At 71.6% G+C, this 16,875-nt stretch carries 12 protein-coding genes; 5 read left to right on the plus strand and 7 right to left on the minus strand.

All coding sequences use genetic code 11. The annotated features are described in order from the left end of the window. Positions 1–45: 45 nt before the first annotated feature. From HCC61_RS25710 to HCC61_RS25720, 3 genes are all read left to right on the plus strand, one after another. On the plus strand, positions 46–273 hold the full coding sequence (locus HCC61_RS25710; RefSeq protein ID WP_169139383.1) for a hypothetical protein: 228 nt from the start codon (positions 46–48) through the stop codon (positions 271–273). A gap of 250 nt (positions 274–523) precedes the next feature. Then, entirely contained in the window at positions 524–1,006 is a 483-nt protein-coding gene (locus HCC61_RS25715) for an LURP-one-related family protein (protein ID WP_169139385.1), read from the plus strand. A gap of 416 nt (positions 1,007–1,422) precedes the next feature. Further along, entirely contained in the window at positions 1,423–2,253 is an 831-nt protein-coding gene (locus HCC61_RS25720) for a maleylpyruvate isomerase family mycothiol-dependent enzyme (RefSeq protein WP_169139387.1), read from the plus strand. 189 nt (positions 2,254–2,442) lie between these two features. On the opposite strand, the gene HCC61_RS25725 is transcribed toward HCC61_RS25720, so the two are convergent. The 5 genes from HCC61_RS25725 to pdhA all read right to left on the minus strand — a co-directional run bounded on the left by HCC61_RS25725 (position 2,443) and on the right by pdhA (position 9,568). Further along, complete coding sequence (locus HCC61_RS25725; protein WP_169139672.1) at positions 2,443–3,693, minus strand: MFS transporter; 1,251 nt, start codon at positions 3,691–3,693, stop codon at positions 2,443–2,445. A 59-nt stretch (positions 3,694–3,752) separates the two neighbouring features. Further along, positions 3,753–4,430, minus strand: a complete 678-nt coding sequence (locus HCC61_RS25730) for a GntR family transcriptional regulator (protein ID WP_206323012.1) — start codon at positions 4,428–4,430, stop codon at positions 3,753–3,755. 1,079 nt (positions 4,431–5,509) lie between these two features. Continuing rightward, entirely contained in the window at positions 5,510–7,042 is a 1,533-nt protein-coding gene (locus HCC61_RS25735) for a dihydrolipoamide acetyltransferase family protein (protein ID WP_169139391.1), read from the minus strand. A 14-nt stretch (positions 7,043–7,056) separates the two neighbouring features. Continuing rightward, on the minus strand, positions 7,057–8,082 hold the full coding sequence (locus tag HCC61_RS25740; RefSeq protein WP_169139393.1) for an alpha-ketoacid dehydrogenase subunit beta: 1,026 nt from the start codon (positions 8,080–8,082) through the stop codon (positions 7,057–7,059). Position 8,083: 1 nt separating this feature from the next. Continuing rightward, the gene (pdhA, locus tag HCC61_RS25745; protein WP_346777384.1) at positions 8,084–9,568 is read right to left on the minus strand and encodes a pyruvate dehydrogenase (acetyl-transferring) E1 component subunit alpha; all 1,485 of its coding nucleotides are present in this window, start codon (positions 9,566–9,568) and stop codon (positions 8,084–8,086) included. A 401-nt stretch (positions 9,569–9,969) separates the two neighbouring features. Between pdhA and HCC61_RS25750 the strand changes: the two genes are divergently transcribed. Continuing rightward, on the plus strand, positions 9,970–10,668 hold the full coding sequence (locus HCC61_RS25750) for a response regulator transcription factor (RefSeq protein ID WP_169139395.1): 699 nt from the start codon (positions 9,970–9,972) through the stop codon (positions 10,666–10,668). A gap of 115 nt (positions 10,669–10,783) precedes the next feature. On the opposite strand, the gene HCC61_RS25755 is transcribed toward HCC61_RS25750, so the two are convergent. Then, positions 10,784–12,370, minus strand: a complete 1,587-nt coding sequence (locus HCC61_RS25755) for a protein kinase (protein ID WP_169139397.1) — start codon at positions 12,368–12,370, stop codon at positions 10,784–10,786. Positions 12,371–12,896: 526 nt separating this feature from the next. On the opposite strand from HCC61_RS25755, the gene HCC61_RS25760 reads away from it, so the two are divergent. Further along, positions 12,897–14,621 carry a protein kinase gene (locus HCC61_RS25760; protein ID WP_169139399.1) on the plus strand — a complete coding sequence of 575 codons (1,725 nt, stop codon included), beginning with the start codon at positions 12,897–12,899 and terminating at the stop codon, positions 14,619–14,621. Positions 14,622–14,959: 338 nt separating this feature from the next. Here the strand turns inward: HCC61_RS25760 and paaN are convergent, their stop codons facing one another. Then, entirely contained in the window at positions 14,960–16,684 is a 1,725-nt protein-coding gene (paaN, locus tag HCC61_RS25765) for a phenylacetic acid degradation protein PaaN (RefSeq protein WP_206323031.1), read from the minus strand. Positions 16,685–16,875 lie beyond the last annotated feature (191 nt).

Genomic DNA, 16,875 nt, shown 5'->3' on the forward strand with positions numbered 1-16,875 from the left:
CGAACCGTACGGGCAGGACAACCGCCAATCGGAGGCAAGGGATCCATGGGCATCCTCTTCTGCATCGGCATGCTGGCCGTGGGGGCCATACTCACCTTGGCCGTCGACATCAACACCGACGTCGTGAACCTCGATGTGGTGGGGCTCGTCCTGATGGCCGTCGGGCTGATCGGGCTCTCCGTCTACGTCAGCATCTTCAAGCGGCGCAGGACGCAGCCGCCGCGTCCGGCGGCACCGGTGGTCGTGGAGGAAGAGCGTCACCACCTCAACTGAGGCACTGGGCCGAGTCGTCCGCCCCGGTCGCCCGACCCCCGGTCACGGTGGCCCGGTCCGGGTGGCCCGGCCACAGGGCGGGGCCCAGCCTGACAGGCTCAGGGCACCGCCGGCGGCCCGCGGACGTTCCGCCCCCGAGCGGACGGCCGCGGGCCGCCGCCGTCTCAGACCCCTGTGCGCCGGCGACGCCCGGTGTCTCGCGAACGGAACGGACGGTGGGGCGCAGGCCCGCCGGGGAAGGGCTACGGGCATGAGATATCTCGTACGCGAACGGATCTTCGGAATCGGCGACGACTTCTGGATCGACGACGAGCACGGCGATCACGCCTTCCTCGTCGACGGCAAGGCGCTGCGGGTCCGGCAGACCTTCGAACTCAAGGACGTGCAGGGCGAGATCGTCGCCGTCATCCGGCGGAAGATGGTCAGCCTGTGGGAGACGATGCAGATCGAGCGGGACGGCGAGCGGCTCGCGATGGTGCGCAAGAAGCGGTTCACGCTGCTGCGCAACCGCTTCAGGGCACTGCTGGCGGACGGCTCGGCGCTGTCGGTGCACGGGAGCGTGCTCGACAAGGAGTACGACATCGAGCTCGGCGGAGTGCGCCAGGCACGCATCTCGCGCAAGTGGTTCCGCGTACGCGACACGTATGCCGTCGACATCGAACAGCCGGGCGCCGACGTGCCGTTGCTGCTGTCGCTCGCGGTGTGCGTGGACGCGCTGACGAACCACGACTGACACGACTTGACCAGGTGGCCCCGGCGGTCGACGGCCTGAGGGCCGTCGGCGGGCCGCCGAAGTGGCGCTGCGGGAGGGCGACTTGGCGGGGCGCTCTCCCAACTCCCGTGCGCCCGCGGGCGGCTGCCCCGGCAGGCGGCGAACGCGGGTGCGTCCGGGGCGAATCGGGTCGGTGAATCGGCCGGTGTGCGCGCTTCCGTCCGCATTCGTGCCGAACAGGCGCGCACCGTACCACCGCCGGTGCGCAAAAGGGGTCCGAATGGGCCTAGCATCGTGCCCCGAAAGCACTGCCGTGTCGGCCTCGTGCAGCGTAACTTGAGAGCACCGCACGCACCCGGAGACGCAATCGAAGCCGCACCCGAGACGCATCCGAAACGCACCGAAGACACGAACGTCCGTACCGCCCGAGGGGTCTCGTGACCGACCACCCAAGCCTTCAGCCATACGTCGACGCCTGGACCGAGTCCATCGAAGCGATATCCGAACTGGTGAGGCCGCTCGCCGAGGGCGAGTGGAACCGGCGCACCGCCTGCCCCGGGTGGTCGGTCCGTGACGTCGTCTCCCACATCATCGGCATGGAGTGCGAACTCCTCGGCGACCCGAGGCCGATACACACCCTGCCGCGCGACCTCCGCCACGTCGTCGACGAGCCCAGCCGGCACATGGAGATCCAGGTCGACGTGCGGAGGCACCACACGGGCCTGGAGATGACGAGCGAGCTGGAGTACACGATCATCCGCCGCTCCCGCCAGCTGCGCAACGAGAAGCGGGCGCCGGACGCCGAGGTGCGGGACATCATGCCGGGCGGTTCGAAGATCACTCTCGAACAGCAGCTGCGGATGCGGGCGTTCGACGTGTGGGTGCACGAGCAGGATCTGCGCCGGGCGCTGGGCAAGCCGGGCAACCTCGACTCCGGGGGCGCGACGGTCGCGCGCGATCTGATGGTTCTCGGGCTGCCGAAGGTCGTCGCCAAGAAGGCGGGCGCACCCAAGCACACGGCGGTCGTCTTCGACGTCAGCGGCCCGGAGGAGTTCATGCGGACGGTACGGGTCGACGCGGACGGCCGGGCCACGGTCGACGGCAGCCCGTCCCTGGGTCCCGCGGTGACGCTGTCGCTGGACTGGGAGACGTTCGTGCGGCTGGCCGCCGGGCGGGTGCGGGCCGACGCCGTGGCGGATCAGGTGAAGGTCGAGGGCGACGCGAAGCTGGCGCAGGCGATCCTGGAGAACTTCTCCGTCACACCGTGACCGCGACGGTGACGCGCTCGCGGCGCCGCGCACCCGGGAGCGCCCATGGTGCGCGGCGCCGCGGTACGCAGGGCCGCCGAAGGGCCTTTGTACAGGGCGCCGCCGTACGCAGGGCCGCCGAAGGGCCGCCGTACGAAGGGCCGTTCAGCGGGGGACCGTTCAGCGGGGGACCGTTCAGCGGGGGACCGTTCAGCGGGGGACCGGGACGTGCACCGCCTCCACCCGGCTGGCCACGACCCGCTCGCGCTCGCGCCTGTGCGCACGCTTGCGCAGCCGCAGGATCTGCACGACGCCCAGCGCCTCCAGTACGAAGATGCTCGCGAAGCCGGCGCGGAAGCTGCCGCCCGTGACGTCCAGCAGGACGCCGACCGCCAGCAGCGTCGTCATCGAAGCGGTGAAGCCGCCCATGTTGACGATTCCGGAGGCCGTGCCCTGCCGCTCGGGCGGATTGGCCGGACGGGCGAAGTCGAAGCCGATCATGGACGCCGGACCGCATGCGCCCAGCACCGTGCACAGCATCACCAGCAGCCACACCGGCGCATGTCCGGGCCAGAGCAGCACGGTGGCCCACACGCCGGCCGTGGCGGCGACGGTGCCGAGGGCGAGCGGAGCCCGTGCGGCGTGGTGCCGGGCGATGACCTGTCCGTAGACCAGGCCGACGACCATGTTCGACAGCACGATCAGCGTGAGCAGTTCGCCCGCCGTGGCGCGGTCGAGGCCCTGCCCCTGTACGAGGAAGGGCATTCCCCACAGCAGCAGGAAGACCATGCCGGGGAACTGCGTGGTGAAGTGCACCCACATTCCCAGCCGGGTGCCGGGCTCCCGCCAGGCGCGCACGATCTGGCGACGTACGTAGCCGCCGCCGGGCTGCGGGGCGCGGACCACCGCGTACCCCTTCGGATGGTCCTTCAGGAACGCGACGACGAGCACCAGCAGCACCGCGCCGCCCGCCGCGCTCCCCGCGAACGTCGCCGTCCAGCCGAACGCGTCGAGCAGGCGGGCCAGCACGAGCGTCGTGACGAGGTTGCCCGCCATGCCGATCAGGCCCGCGACCTGTGCGATCACCGGGCCGCGCCGGGCCGGGAACCAGCGGGAGCCGAGCCGCAGCACGCTGATGAACGTCATCGCGTCGCCGCAGCCCAGCAGCGCCCGGCAGGCGAGGGCCGCGGCGTACGAGCCGGAGAAGGCGAAGCCGAACTGCCCCGCGGTGAACAGCACCACGCCCAGCATCAGCACCTTCTTCGTGCCGAGCCTGTCCACCAGCAGCCCGACCGGGATCTGCATCCCCGCGTAGACCAGCAGCTGGAGGATGGAGAAGGTCGACAGCGCCGAGGCGTTGATGTCGAAGCGCTGCGCGGCGTCCAGTGCGGCCACGCCGAGACTCGTGCGGTAGGTGATGGCGACGAAGTAGACCGTGACGCCCAGGCCCCAGACCGCCATGGCGCGGGAACCGCCGGGCGGATCACTGTGGACCGTGACGCCGGCGGGGGTGGGTGCGCTCACCGCACACCGCCGTGTACGAGGTCGTGTACCCACGTCACGTGCCTGCGCACGGCGTCGGCGGCGGCCTCCGCGTCGCCCGCGCGCACGAAGCGGGTGATCTCCGCGTGCTCGGTGATGCTCTTGGCGATCCGGTCCGGGTGCGCGTGCATCATCGCGACGCCCATGCGCAGCTGGCGGTCGCGGAGCTGGTCGTAGAGGCGGGTGAGGATCTCGTTGCCGGTGCTCTTGACGATCTCCGCGTGGAAGCAGCGGTCGCTGAGCGCGAACGCCGTGAGGTCGCCGTCGGCGGCGTGCGCCCGCTGCTCTTCGAGCAGCTCCTCCAGCCGCTCGATCAGCGCGGCACTCACCGGCTCCGACGACTTGCGCACTGCGTGCTGCTCGACGAGGAGCCGCGTCTCGACGACGTCGGTGATCTCCTGCGCCGACACCGGCAGCACGAGGGCGCCCTTCTTCGGATAGAGCTTGATCAGTCCCTCGACCTCCAGGCGCAGCAGCGCCTCCCGTACGGGAGTACGCGATACGCCCACGGCCTCGGCGAGCTCGCCCTCGGTGAGCAGCATCCCGCCCTCGTAACGGCGGTCCAGCACGGCCTGTTTGACGTGCGCGTAGACGCGTTCGGCGGCGGGTGGGCGGCGAGCCGCGGCAGGCGTCGCGAGATCGGTGGAAACGGACATGTGCACAGCTTAGATACAACACAGATGCGTGGGGTTTCGCGTCCGCGATATGGACGACGCGGCCCACCCACCCACCCGTCACGGCCCCCACGAGCGTGTGCCCACCCGGCTGCGCGCACGCCCGCCCACCGGCTCCGCGGGGGCGCGGGCCCGCGCCGACCGCGCGGCGCGACGCGCTGCGCGCGAACGCCGCCACGACCCAACACCCCGACTACCGGGCGAGGTTGGGGCACCGGCGACGGGGTGCGGGTCGGGCCGCAGGCCCCCGCCGGAGGGGAGCGGCCCGGCCCGAAGCCACCGTGGGCGCGGCCTCGGGTTCCGGCAACCGGGGGGCAGGTCAGGTCACAGGCCCGCCGGAGGCCGCAGCAACGGCCCGCCAAGCGCCCATAGGCCGCCGCGGGACGCCGCCGCCCCACCGGGGCACAGCCTCGGCCGGCAGACCGCCAGACCCCAACGCACCGGTACCTGGTGCCCGTTGGGCCCTCTGCACACACCGCGGTCTCCGCGGTGCCATCGGGGCAGCAGACGACCGCGCCGGGAGCGAGCGCTGCCACGGCCCAACGTCCCGACGACCGGGCGAGGTTGGTCCCTAACGGGAACCCAGCCAAGCCGCAGGCCCCACGGGCGCGGCAGCACCGGACCGGCAAACGTCCCAAAGCCACCGCGGGACGCCGCCGACCCCGCCCGGCGCGCCACGGACGCGGCTGGCGTGCCATCGCGGCAGCGGACGGCCGGGAAGCGGACAGCCGCGCCGGGCGCGAGCGCTGCCACAGCCCAACGTCCGGACACCCGGGCGAGGTTGGGGCACGGGGAAGCCGGTCGGGCCGCAGGCCCGACGGACGCGGCAGCACCGAGCCGCCAAGCGCCCCGAAACCACCGGGGGCCGGGGCCGTCAGGCCCCAACGCAGCGGCGGCGGGCGCCCGTTGGCCCTCGCGCAAACCCCGCACGCAGCGCCGACGTACCGCCGCAGCACGCGCGCCCCGCGCGCCACGCCGCGAATACCCGGGCGCCCAAGGCGCCCCAACGCAGCGGTGCCGGGCCCCCGTTGAGGGCCCGGCACCGGTTGGTGGTCGGGGCGTCAGGTCCAGGTCATCAGGCGGCGGGGGTGTTCCAGCACCGCCGCCACGTCCGCCAGGACCTTCGAGCCCAGCTCGCCGTCGATCAGGCGGTGGTCGAAGGCGAGCGCGAGCGTCGTGACGTCGCGCGGCTTGACCTTGCCCTTGTGCACCCAGGGCTGCTGCCGTACCTGCCCGAAGGCGAGGATCGCGGACTCCCCGGGGTTGAGGATGGGCGTACCGGTGTCGACGCCGAAGACGCCGACGTTGGTGATGGTCACCGTGCCGCCCTGCATCGCGGCCGGGCTGGTCTTGCCGTCCCGGGCCGTGGACACCAACTCCGCGAGCGACTCGGCCAGTTCGGGCAGCGTCTTCGCGTGGGCGTCCTTGATGTTCGGGACGATCAGGCCGCGCGGAGTGGCCGCGGCGATGCCCAGGTTGACGTAGTGCTTCTGCACGATCTCCTGGTTCGCCCCGTCCCAGGCGGCGTTGGCCTCCGGGTGGCGGCGCAGCGCCACCAGGAACGCCTTGGCGACCAGCAGCAGCGGGTTGACCCGCAGCCCCTGCATGTCCGGGTCCTGCTTCAGCTCCCGTACGAGCTTCATCGTGCGCGTCACGTCGACGGTCACGAACTCCGTGACGTGCGGCGCGGTGAAGGCGCTGCCGACCATCGCCTGCGCCGTGGCCTTGCGTACGCCGCGCACCGGCACCCGCGTCTCGCGCACCCCCGCACCCGCCGTCTCCGGCCGGTCGGCGGCGGGCGGTGCCGTCGACGGGGCGGCGGCGGGAGCCGTGGGCGCGGGGACACGGGCGGCGGCGGGAGCCGCGGCCGCGTGCACGTCCTCACGGGTGATGACTCCGTCCGGGCCGGTCGGTATCACCGTCGTCAGGTCGATGCCGAGGTCCTTGGCGAGCTTGCGCACGGGCGGCTTGGCCAGCGGGCGGCCGGCGGTGCTCGTGCCGGACACGGCCGCGGCGGCCCCTTCGTCGTCCCGGTGGCCGTTCAACTCGCCCTGTACGGCGGCCTGTACGGTCTCCCGTACGGACTCCTGAACGGCTTCCCGGACGGGCTGCGGCGCACCGCCGTCCCCGTTCCGCGTCGCGTCCGGGGCGGGTTGCTGCCTGCGCGGGCGGCGCTTCGTCGAGGACTCCGCGACGCCGTACCCGACGAGCACGGGCTGCCGCTTCTCGCCTTCGCCTGCGCCTCCGCCGGCGCCTCCGCCGGACTCCTCTCCGTCCCCTCCGTCACCCGCGGGCGCAACCTCGCCCGCAGACGGCTCGCCCGCAGGCCCGGCCGACGGATCCGTGTCCACCGCGATGATCGCGGTGCCCACGTCGACCGTCGTGCCCTCCTCGAAGCGCAGCTCGTGCACGGCTCCGTTGAAGGGAATGGGCAGTTCAACGGCCGCCTTGGCCGTCTCGACCTCGCAGACGACCTGGCCGTCCGTCACCGTGTCACCGGCCTGGACGTACCACTTGAGGATCTCTGCCTCCGTCAGCCCCTCACCCACATCGGGCATCTTGAACTCACGGATGCGGGTCGCGCTCTCAGTCATCGTCACGACTCTCCTCAGTACGCCAGCGCACGGTCGACGGCATCGAGCACCCGGTCGAGACCCGGAAGGTACTCGTCCTCCAACCGGGCCGGCGGATACGGCGCGTGGAAACCGCCCACGCGCAGCACCGGAGCCTCCAGGTGGTAGAAGCAGCGCTCCGTGATCCTGGCGGCCACCTCCGAGCCGGTCCCCAGGAATACGGGGGCCTCGTGCACCACCACAAGCCTTCGGGTCTTCTCGACCGACTTCTGGAGGGTGTCGAAGTCCATCGGCGACATCGAGCGCATGTCGACGACTTCGAGGGAACGCCCCTCCTCCTCCGCCGCCGACGCCGCCTCCAGGCACGTCTTGACCATCGGCCCGTAGGCAGCCAGCGTCAGATCGGCGCCCTGGCGTGCGACGCGTGCAGCGTGCAGCGGCGCGGGGATGGCGGCGGTGTCCACCTCGCCCTTGTCCCAGTAGCGGCGCTTGGGCTCGAAGAAGACGACCGGGTCGTCGCTCTCGATGGACTGGCGCATCATCCAGTAGGCGTCGGAGGCGTTCGACGGCGATACGCACTTCAGCCCCGCGACGTGCGCGAAGAGCGCCTCGGGCGACTCGCTGTGGTGCTCGACGGCACCGATTCCGCCCGCGTACGGGATGCGGATGACGACGGGCAGCTTGATCTTGCCGAGCGCGCGGGCGTGCATCTTCGCGAGCTGCGTGACGATCTGGTCGTACGCCGGGAAGACGAAACCGTCGAACTGGATCTCCACGACGGGCCGGTACCCGCGCAGCGCGAGCCCGATCGCCGTGCCGACGATGCCCGACTCGGCCAGCGGGGTGTCGATGACCCGCTGCTCGCCGAAGTCCTTCTGGAGCCCGTCCGTGATGCGGAAGACGCCGCCGAGCTTGCCGACGTCCTCCCCCATGACGAGCACCTTCGGGTCGTTCTCCATCGAGGAGCGCAGGGCCTCGTTGAGGGCCTTGGCGATGGGCATCTTCCGTACGCCCGGGGTGGACGCGGCGGATGCCGAAGCGGTCGATGTGGCGGCGCCCATGTCAGCGGCCCTCCCCTGCGGATGCGGCCGCGACGGCCGGCTCGTCGCCCGTGTCGGCGAACGACGCGAGGTACTCGGCGAACTGGGCGCGCTCCTCGTCGACCAGCGCGTGACCGTCGGCGTAGACGTTCTCGAAGATGGCCATGGTGTCCGGGTCGGGCATCGTGCGGATCGCCTCCCGCACGTGCTTGCCCATGGCCTCGCTCTCCTCGTCGATGGAGGCGAAGAACGCGTCGTCCGCGAGCCCGTCCTTCTCCAGATACGTGCGCAGCCGCGCGATCGGGTCCTTGGCCTCCCACTCCGCGCGCTCCTCGTCGCGGCGGTAGCGGGTCGGGTCGTCGGAGGTGGTGTGGGCGCCCATGCGGTACGTGAACGCCTCGACCAGCATGGGCCCTTCGCCGCTGCGCGCACGCTCGACGGCGGCGCGGGTGACGGCGAGACAGGCCAGCACGTCGTTGCCGTCGACGCGCACTCCGGGGAAGCCGAAGCCGGCGGCGCGCTGGTAGATCGGCACCCGGGACTGCCGCTCGGCGGGCTCGGAGATCGCCCACTGGTTGTTCTGGCAGAAGAAGACGACCGGTGCGTTGTAGACCGCGGAGAAGGTGAACGCCTCCGCCACGTCGCCCTGCGAAGAGGCGCCGTCGCCGAAGTAGGCGATGACGGCGGAGTCGGAGCCGTCGAGGCCGATGCCCATCGCGTAGCCGGTGGCGTGCAGGGCCTGGGAGCCGATGACGATCGTGTAGAGGTGGAAGTTGTTGGCCGTCGGGTCCCAGCCGCCGTTGTTCACGCCGCGGAACATGCCGAGCAGCTTCGTCGGGTCCACCCCGCGGCACCATGCGACGCCGTGCTCGCGGTAGGTGGGGAAGACGTAGTCGTCGTCGCGCAGCGCGCGCCCGGAGCCGATCTGGGCGGCCTCCTGGCCCAACAGCGAGGCCCACAGGCCGAGTTCGCCCTGGCGCTGGAGGGATGTCGCCTCGCTGTCGAAGCGGCGGGTGAGGACCATGTCGCGGTACAGGCCGCGCAGTTCCTCCGCCGTCAGATCTATGGCGTAGTCGGGGTGCTCGACCCGCTCGCCCTCGGGGGTCAGCAGCTGTACGAGCTCGCTGCCGGCGGTGCCGTCCGCGTGTGCTCCGGCGGTGCGCGGCTTCGGGGAGCGCGGGGCCTTGGCGGACTTCGCCGTCCTGGCGGGCTTCGCCCGCGTCCCGGCGGTCTTCGCGGTCCCGGGGGACTTGGCGGTCCCGGCAGACTTGGCGGGCTTGGCTGCGGACTTCGCGGGTTTACCGGTCCTGGCCTTCGCCGTGCTCGCCGTCTTCGCCGCCCTGCCGTTCGTGCTGTTCGTACCGCTCGTGCTGCTCGTGCTGCTCGTGCCGTTCTTACTGGTCGTGCTGCCGGCCTCGCTCTGCGGTGACGCCGTCTTCTTCGTGGCGCGCTTGCCTCCGGTGCCGCTGCGGCGCGAAGTGCTGCGCGCAGTGCTTTCCACGGTCACGTGTGCTCCTCTTCTGTCCGGCCCACGGGGTCGCCGGTGGCCTGGGGATCCCCCGCCCGCAGGCGGAGGGAGGCTCGCCCGGTCCCGTACGGCGCACGGGGTGGGTGCGGCACGGACGGCAACCGGACGGTGACGATGTCTCGGTTGAGGCCCGCTGAAGCGGTTCCAGGACTCCATACATGCATGAAGCTGCCCTGACCTGCAACTTTGCTCGGATTTCCAACTAATGGGACTCGTGGAGTCCGAGCAAGCGAAAGATCAGGGACATCACTGGTCACAGCCTCGCGGGCCTCGCAGAACCTTCCCCTGCGCCTTTGGCGTGGGAAGGCCACCAGCACGGTATCCCGCGGCTCCAGAGTGCGGGAAGGGCAGAGCAGTGACCAGTGTGTGAGACTGAAAAAATGGAAGAAAGCACCCAAATCACTGTCTTCCTGCTCGATGATCACGAGGTGATCCGCCGAGGGGTGCACGAGTTGCTGACGGCGGAACCCGACATCGAGGTGATCGGCGAGACGGACAACGCGGCCGACGCGCTCGACCTCATCCCCGAGGCCCGTCCCGACGTCGCCGTGCTCGACGTGCGTCTCCCCGACGGCAGCGGCATCGAGGTCTGCCGGGAGCTGCGTTCCCGCGCCCCGGAGATCGCGTGCCTGATCCTCACCTCGTTCCCGGACGAGGAGGCACTGGTGCACGCGGTGCTGGCCGGCGCCTCCGGCTACGTGCTGAAGGGCATCCGCGGCAAGGAGCTCCAGTCGGCCGTGCGGGACGCCGCAGCCGGAAGGGCGCTGATCGGCCCGGACGCCGCCCGGCGCGTGGTGGAGCGGCTGCGCCGAGGGGCCGGGCGCGCGGGAGGCGGTGGCGACGACGACAAGCTGGCGTCGCTCACCGGCCAGGAGCGCATCATCCTCGACCTGATCGGAGCGGGCATGACCAACCGCGCCATCGGCGAGGAGCTGAACCTCGCCGAGAAGACGATCAAGAACTATGTGTCGCAGCTGCTGTCGAAGCTGGGCATGGAGCGCAGGACGCAGGCCGCCGCGTACGTGGCCCGGATGCGGGCGGGGCAGGACGGCGGTACTGACGAGCCGCAGGGAATCTGACTCCGCGGGGACCGGGAAGGCGCGGCGCCGGGGCCCGGTCCGGGAGACCGGACGCGGGACGCACGAACCCGGGCAGGAGCAAGGGCCGGGACCCGGGGATCCGGGCCCCTTCCGGTCACTCCTCGGGTCCTCCGGGACCGCCCTCGCCGCCGGAGTCCTCACCGCCGACGTCGCCGGACGGCGACTCGGGGGGCGTGCTGGACGGGCCGCCGCTGTTACCGCTGTTGGTGTTGCCGCCACGGCCGCCGCCGGTCTCCGACTCGCTCGGCGAACCCGTGGGCTCGTCCGAGGGCGAGCTCTCGGTCTCGCTCGGCGTCGTCTCCGACGGAGTCTCGGAGGGCGTGTCCTCGCCGGTGTCGCCCGTGGTCGTACCGGGCTCCTCCTCGGTCTCCGTCGGCGTCGGGCTCGGATTGTGCGTGGTCTTCTTGTCCTTCGGCTCCGACGCGGGGGCGTCCGGCTTGGTGTCGTTCTTCCCCTTGTCGGAGTCGTAGGTCGTCGCGAACCAGATGCCCGCGGCGACCGCGATCACGGCGATGAAGGCGATGAAGGCGTACTTCAGCCCGCCGCCGCCACGGCCGTCGCGGCGCGACCCGCCCTCGAAGCCGCCGTCGTCCCGGTCGGGCGCGCCCATCAGCATCGGCGGCGCCAGCTGCGAGGTGTCGCCGTGCGCCGGGTGCTGCCTGGCGTCGACGCCGGGGACGCCCATCGCCGGGGTGGAGCCTCCGGCGTGTGCGACGGGGCCGGTGTTCCACGCGCCGCCGGTGTGGCTGCCCTGCTCGTGCAGCATCTGGAGCGCGAACTGCGCGAGACCGCGCATCTCCTCGGCGCTCTGGAACCGGTCGTCCGGGTCCTTGGCGAGCGCCCGCATCACCAGCCCGTCCAGCTCGGGCGGCACGGTCTCGGAGGACTCCGACGGGGGCGCCGCCTCGTCCTGCACGTGCTGATAGACCACCGACAGCGGGGTCTCGCCCGTGAACGGCGGTCTGAGGGTGAGCAGTTCGTAGAGCAGACAGCCCGTGGCGTAGAGGTCGGAGCGGATGTCGACCGTCTTGCCCAGGGCCTGCTCCGGGGAGAGGTACTGCGGCGTGCCCATCACCATGCCGGTCTGCGTCATGGTGTTGGAGGCGCCGTGCAGGGCGCGGGCGATGCCGAAGTCCATCACCTTCACCGCGCCGGTGTTGGTGATGATGACGTTGGCGGGCTTGATGTCGCGGTGCACGATGCCGTGCTGATGGCTGTAGGCCAGGGCCTCCAGCACGCCCGAGACGATGATCAGCGCCTGGTCGGGCGGCGGCGCCTCCGCGTTCATCAGCAGATCGCGGATCGTACGGCCCTCGACCAGCTCCATCACGATGTACGGCGTGACGTTGCCGCCGATCGTCTCCTCGCCGGAGTCGTAGACCGCGACGACCGCGTGGTGGTTGAGGCCCGCGACGGACTGCGCCTCACGCGTGAAGCGGGCCTTGGAGACCGGGTCCTCGGCGAGGTCGGAGCGCAGCAGCTTCACCGCGACCGTACGGCCCAGACGCAGGTCCTCGGCTGCGAAGACCTCCGCCATGCCGCCACGGCCGAGGCGGTGCGTGAGGCGGTAGCGGCCGTCGCCGACGAGGCCGTTGTTGCCCCACAGCTCCGGCGATTCGGCCATGGAGCCGCCCATGGCGTCGGGGTCGGAGGGACCCCCGCCGGCCTGCGTCTGTGCCATTAGTCCTCGCCGTGGATCGAAATGCCGTCATGCCGTGGGTCGCGCGGTGCCTACCCCCTGACTCTCGGCCCATGCCGGACGCCCCGGAGTCGGCTCGTACCGCTTTGGAGGCTACAGGCTCGGGGGAGTCGCATGGATGGGGACGGACCAGCCATCCAATCGGCTGCGGTGCCCGGCTGGCAAGTTCGCAGGCGACGGGCACAGGCCCTTGTGGAACGCCCTCACGGGCCGTGCGCAGGGCGCCTGTGCGGGGTGGTGCACAAGGGGTTTGCGGCACATCGAGCCGCAAGGGGAGGCAAGAGTCCGCAAGAGTTACGGAGCGGTTCACCTGCCGCAGTTGCGGTCACAGGTTGCGCATCGGGTTACGGAACGGGCACTGCGCTTGACGTAGGGGAGCCCTCCGGCAGACTTGAGCGGGTACCGCGAGCGGTGCCGGGAATCATCGAGAATCAGCGGGCTTACGGGGGCCGGATCCGCCCCTCGACAAGAACTGTGCGGGGGCGTGCCGCCGAGGGGGAGCAGTCAGATGAGTGACGACGGCGGACAGGCGGGCGCGGAGTACGCGGGCCGCACGGTCGGAGGCGGCCGCTTCCAGTTGCAGAGCCTGCTCGGTGCCGGCGGCATGGCCTCGGTCTATCTCGCATACGACTCCGTCCTCGACCGCAAGGTCGCGGTCAAGACCCTCCACACCGAGCTGGGGCGCGAACAGTCCTTCCGTGAGCGCTTCCGTCGCGAGGCGCAGGCGGTCGCCAAGCTCACGCACACGAACATCGTCTCGGTCTTCGACTCCGGCGAGGACGAGCTGTCCGGGAGCGGTTCCGGCGGGGGTTCCGGCGCCCTGGTGCCGTACATCGTCATGGAGTACGTCGAGGGCAAGCCGCTGCGCTCCGTACTGGACGAGGACATCGCGCAGTTCGGCGCGATGCCCGCCGAGAAGGCGCTGAAGATCACGGGCGATGTGCTGGCGGCCCTGGAGGTCAGCCACGAGATGGGGCTGGTCCACCGGGACATCAAGCCCGGCAACGTGATGATCACCAAGCGCGGCGTGGTCAAGGTCATGGACTTCGGCATCGCGCGGGCCATGCAGTCCGGGGTCACGTCGATGACTCAGACCGGCATGGTCGTCGGCACTCCGCAGTACCTCTCGCCGGAGCAGGCGCTGGGGCGCGGCGTCGACGCACGTTCCGACCTGTACTCGGTCGGCATCATGCTCTTCGAACTGCTCACCGGACGGCTGCCGTTCGACGCCGACTCCCCGCTGGCCATCGCGTACGCGCACGTACAGGAGGAGGCTCCGACGCCGTCGGCGATCAATCAGTCGCTGACGCCGGCCGTGGACGCGCTCGTGGCGCGCACCCTGCGGAAGAACCCGAACGAGCGCTTCCCCTCCGCGGAGACGATGAACCAGGAGTGCGCTCGCGTCTCCGGGCAGGCCGCGGCGGCCGGAGCCTCGCCGTCGATCGTGCAGGGCGGGCCGGCCGTGCAGAGCGGCGCGGGCGTCGGGCAGGCCGTCTTCCCGCAGGTCGGTGAGGGCGGTGCGCCGCCGCCCGGGATGCAGCCGTACCAGCCGCAGCAGCAGTACGGCGGCTTCGGGCCCTCGACGCCACCGCCACCGGGCACCGCGCCGATGGGCCAGTACGCACCGGGGGCGCCGGCGCCGTACGCGGCTCAGCCGGGCGCGGGGCAGCACACCCCGCCGCCGTACACGCTGTCGCCGCAGCAGCCTCCGGGGGGAGGCGGCGGCCGCAAGAGCAATACGCCCGTGATCATCGGTTCGGCGGTCGCCGTGCTCGTCGCGATCACGGCGATGATCATCGCGTTCGTGGTGACCAACCCCGACGACAAGAAGAAGGCCGACGACAAGCCGTCGGCCACCGCGGCGGCGCCCCAGGCGCCCGAGCCCAGTTCCGAAGCGGAGGGCAGCGGCGGCGACAGCGAGGACGAGGGCGCCGACGGGTTCAAGCCCGAGGACAAGTCCAAGACGATCGAGACCACGCGCTGCACGGACGCGCCCGACAGCTACTCGGACCGGGGCAAGAAGATCGTGCCCGACTTCACCTACAAGAACCTCGCCTCGGTGAAGAAGTGCATCAAGGCCGCCGGCTGGAGGCTCGGGGAGATCTCGCACGAGGACGAGAACATCTGGGGCAAGAACATGGTCCTGGAGCAGTCCCCCGACGGCATCGAGTACCTGGATCCGAAGAAGGACAAGATCGACCTGACCGTGTCCACGGGCAAGCCCGCGGACTGACCGCGCAGCGCCGGTCCGCGGCTTGTCCGGGCGGGGCACACGCCTGCGGTCGCCGCGGCCCAAGGCGGGCCGCGGGTCGGCTACCGCTCCCAACGGCCGCCGCAGGCCTGGCACTTGGACCGGTCTCTCCGGCAGGGGCGCCCGACGCGCACCGCACGCGTCGGGCGCCCCGCTTTACGCGTCGGTCCCCGCTTTCGTCGTGCCGCGTCGGGCCAGTGGCGGGGGCGGTGGCGGTGGCCGCACCGGCGCCGGTCTTGGCGGGACCCGGCCAGCCCGGTCCTGTGCCTCGTGGGTCTACTGCCGCCTCGGACCCGAACCGCCCCCGGGCCCCTGCCGATTCAGCCCTGCGCGGCTTCTGCGGGCTGCGCGGGCCGCCGAACCTCGACCGTACGGAAGCGGTCGGCGACGAACGCGCCGTCGCACAGCGCCGCGTTCGCCGCAGGGTTGCCACCCGAGCCGTGGAAGTCGGAGAACGCCGCGGTCTGGTTCACATAGACCCCACCGGTGAGGTTGAGCGAGAGCTGGGCGCACTCGTCCAGGCAGGCCTCCTCGATCAGGCGCTCGGCGGCGGGCGACGTCGTGTACGCGCCGACCGTCATCGCACCCTTCTCCCGCACGGTCCGGCGCAGCAGCGCCACCGCGTCCGCGGTGGAGTCGACGGCGACGGCGAAGGAGACCGGCCCGAAGCACTCGGCGAAGCACACCGCCTCCGACTCCGGCTTGGCCGAGTCCAGCTTGACGATGACGGGCGTACGCACCGTGGCACCCGGGAAGTCGGGATGCTCCACCGACCTTGATTCCAGGGCCACTTCGCCCGGCGAACCCGTCGAGCCCGCCGACTCGACGCGTGCGAGCACCTGGTCGCTGACGATGGCGCCCAGAATCGCGTTCGCCCGGGCGTCGTCGCCGAGCAGCTTGCCGACGGCGGTGGCCAGATCGGCGACCACCTCGTCGTACGACTTCTCCCCGACGTCCGTGCTGATGCCGTCCCGCGGGATCAGCAGATTCTGCGGCGTCGTACACATCTGGCCGCTGTAGAGCGAGAGCGAGAACGCGAGATTGCCGAGCATTCCCTTGTAGTCGTCGGTGGAGTCGACGATCACGGTGTTGACCCCCGCCTTCTCCGTGAAGACGCGGGCCTGGCGGGCGTGGGCCTCCAGCCAGTCGCCGAAGGCCGTCGAGCCCGTGTAGTCGACGATCCGGATCTCCGGGCGGACGGCCAGCTCCTTCGCGATGCCCTCGCCCTCCCGCTCGGCGGCGAGCGCCACGAGATTCGCCTCGAAGCCCGCCTCGGTCAGCACCTCACGCGCGACGCGGACCGTCAGCGCCAGCGGCAGCACCGCACGCGGATGGGGCTTGACCAGCACCGGATTGCCGGTGGCGAGGGAGGCGAAGAAGCCCGGATAGCCGTTCCACGTCGGGAAGGTGTTGCAGCCGATCAGCAGCGATACGCCGCGGCCCACGGGCGTGAACCGCTTGCCCAGCTCCAGCGGATCACGCTTGCCCTGCGGCTTGGACCAGTCGGCCGCCTCCGGGGTGCGGACCTGCTCGGCGTAGGCATACGCCACCGCCTCCATGCCGCGGTCCTGCGCATGCGGGCCGCCGGCCTGGAGCGCCATCATGAAGGCCTGCCCGCTGGTGTGCATCACCGCATGGGCGAACTCGTGCGTGCGGGCGCTGATACGGGCCAGGATCTCCAGGCACACCGCCGCCCGCGCCTCCGGCCCCGCGTCGCGCCACGCGGGCATCGCCTTGCGCATCTCGGGGAGCAGCAGATCCAGGTCGGGGCGCGGATACTCGATGCCCATCTCCAGCCCGTACGGCGAGACCTCGGTCGCGGCCCAGCCGCCCTCCGGACCCGCCGTGCCCGGCTGGCCCTCGATCTCGAAGCGGCCGCCGCGCAGCGCGTCGAACGCGGCCTGGCCCTGCCCGGCGCTCAGGGAACCGGCCACTCCCGAATCCTCCCCGTAAGCCTTGGGGTGCTCGGGGTGCGGCGACCAGAACTCCCGGGTGCGGATCGCCTCCAGCGCACGGTCGAGCGTGGGCCGGTGCTTCTCGATCAGCCGGGCCGCGGGAAGCTCGGCGGCTGCGGACGCGGTGGCCGGCGCGCTCGCCGACGGCGTCGCCGGGGTGCTCGCGGACGGGGTCACGGGTGCGGTCACGGAAGACCAACTCCTCGTCGGGCCGGTGGCATGGGTGGCTGGCTGGCGCTGCTGCGTGCTGCGTGCTGCGTCGCGCGCACGGCCCGCACCGG

It is taken from the genome of Streptomyces sp. HNM0575, from assembly GCF_012726265.1.
In the GTDB taxonomy this organism is placed as follows: Bacteria; Actinomycetota; Actinomycetes; order Streptomycetales; family Streptomycetaceae; genus Streptomyces.

Bases quoted from the DNA above. Each gene is read 5' to 3' on its own strand.
- HCC61_RS25730 (WP_206323012.1), bottom strand. From the start codon at position 4,430: ATGTCCGTTTCCACCGATCTCGCGACGCCTGCCGCGGCTCGCCGCCCA.
- HCC61_RS25710 (WP_169139383.1), top strand. From the start codon at position 46: ATGGGCATCCTCTTCTGCATCGGCATGCTGGCCGTGGGGGCCATACTC.
- HCC61_RS25750 (WP_169139395.1), top strand. From the start codon at position 9,970: ATGGAAGAAAGCACCCAAATCACTGTCTTCCTGCTCGATGATCACGAG.
- HCC61_RS25740 (WP_169139393.1), bottom strand. From the start codon at position 8,082: ATGGGCGCCGCCACATCGACCGCTTCGGCATCCGCCGCGTCCACCCCG.
- HCC61_RS25735 (WP_169139391.1), bottom strand. From the start codon at position 7,042: ATGACTGAGAGCGCGACCCGCATCCGTGAGTTCAAGATGCCCGATGTG.
- HCC61_RS25715 (WP_169139385.1), top strand. From the start codon at position 524: ATGAGATATCTCGTACGCGAACGGATCTTCGGAATCGGCGACGACTTC.
- HCC61_RS25755 (WP_169139397.1), bottom strand. From the start codon at position 12,370: ATGGCACAGACGCAGGCCGGCGGGGGTCCCTCCGACCCCGACGCCATG.
- HCC61_RS25760 (WP_169139399.1), top strand. From the start codon at position 12,897: ATGAGTGACGACGGCGGACAGGCGGGCGCGGAGTACGCGGGCCGCACG.
- HCC61_RS25725 (WP_169139672.1), bottom strand. From the start codon at position 3,693: ATGGCGGTCTGGGGCCTGGGCGTCACGGTCTACTTCGTCGCCATCACC.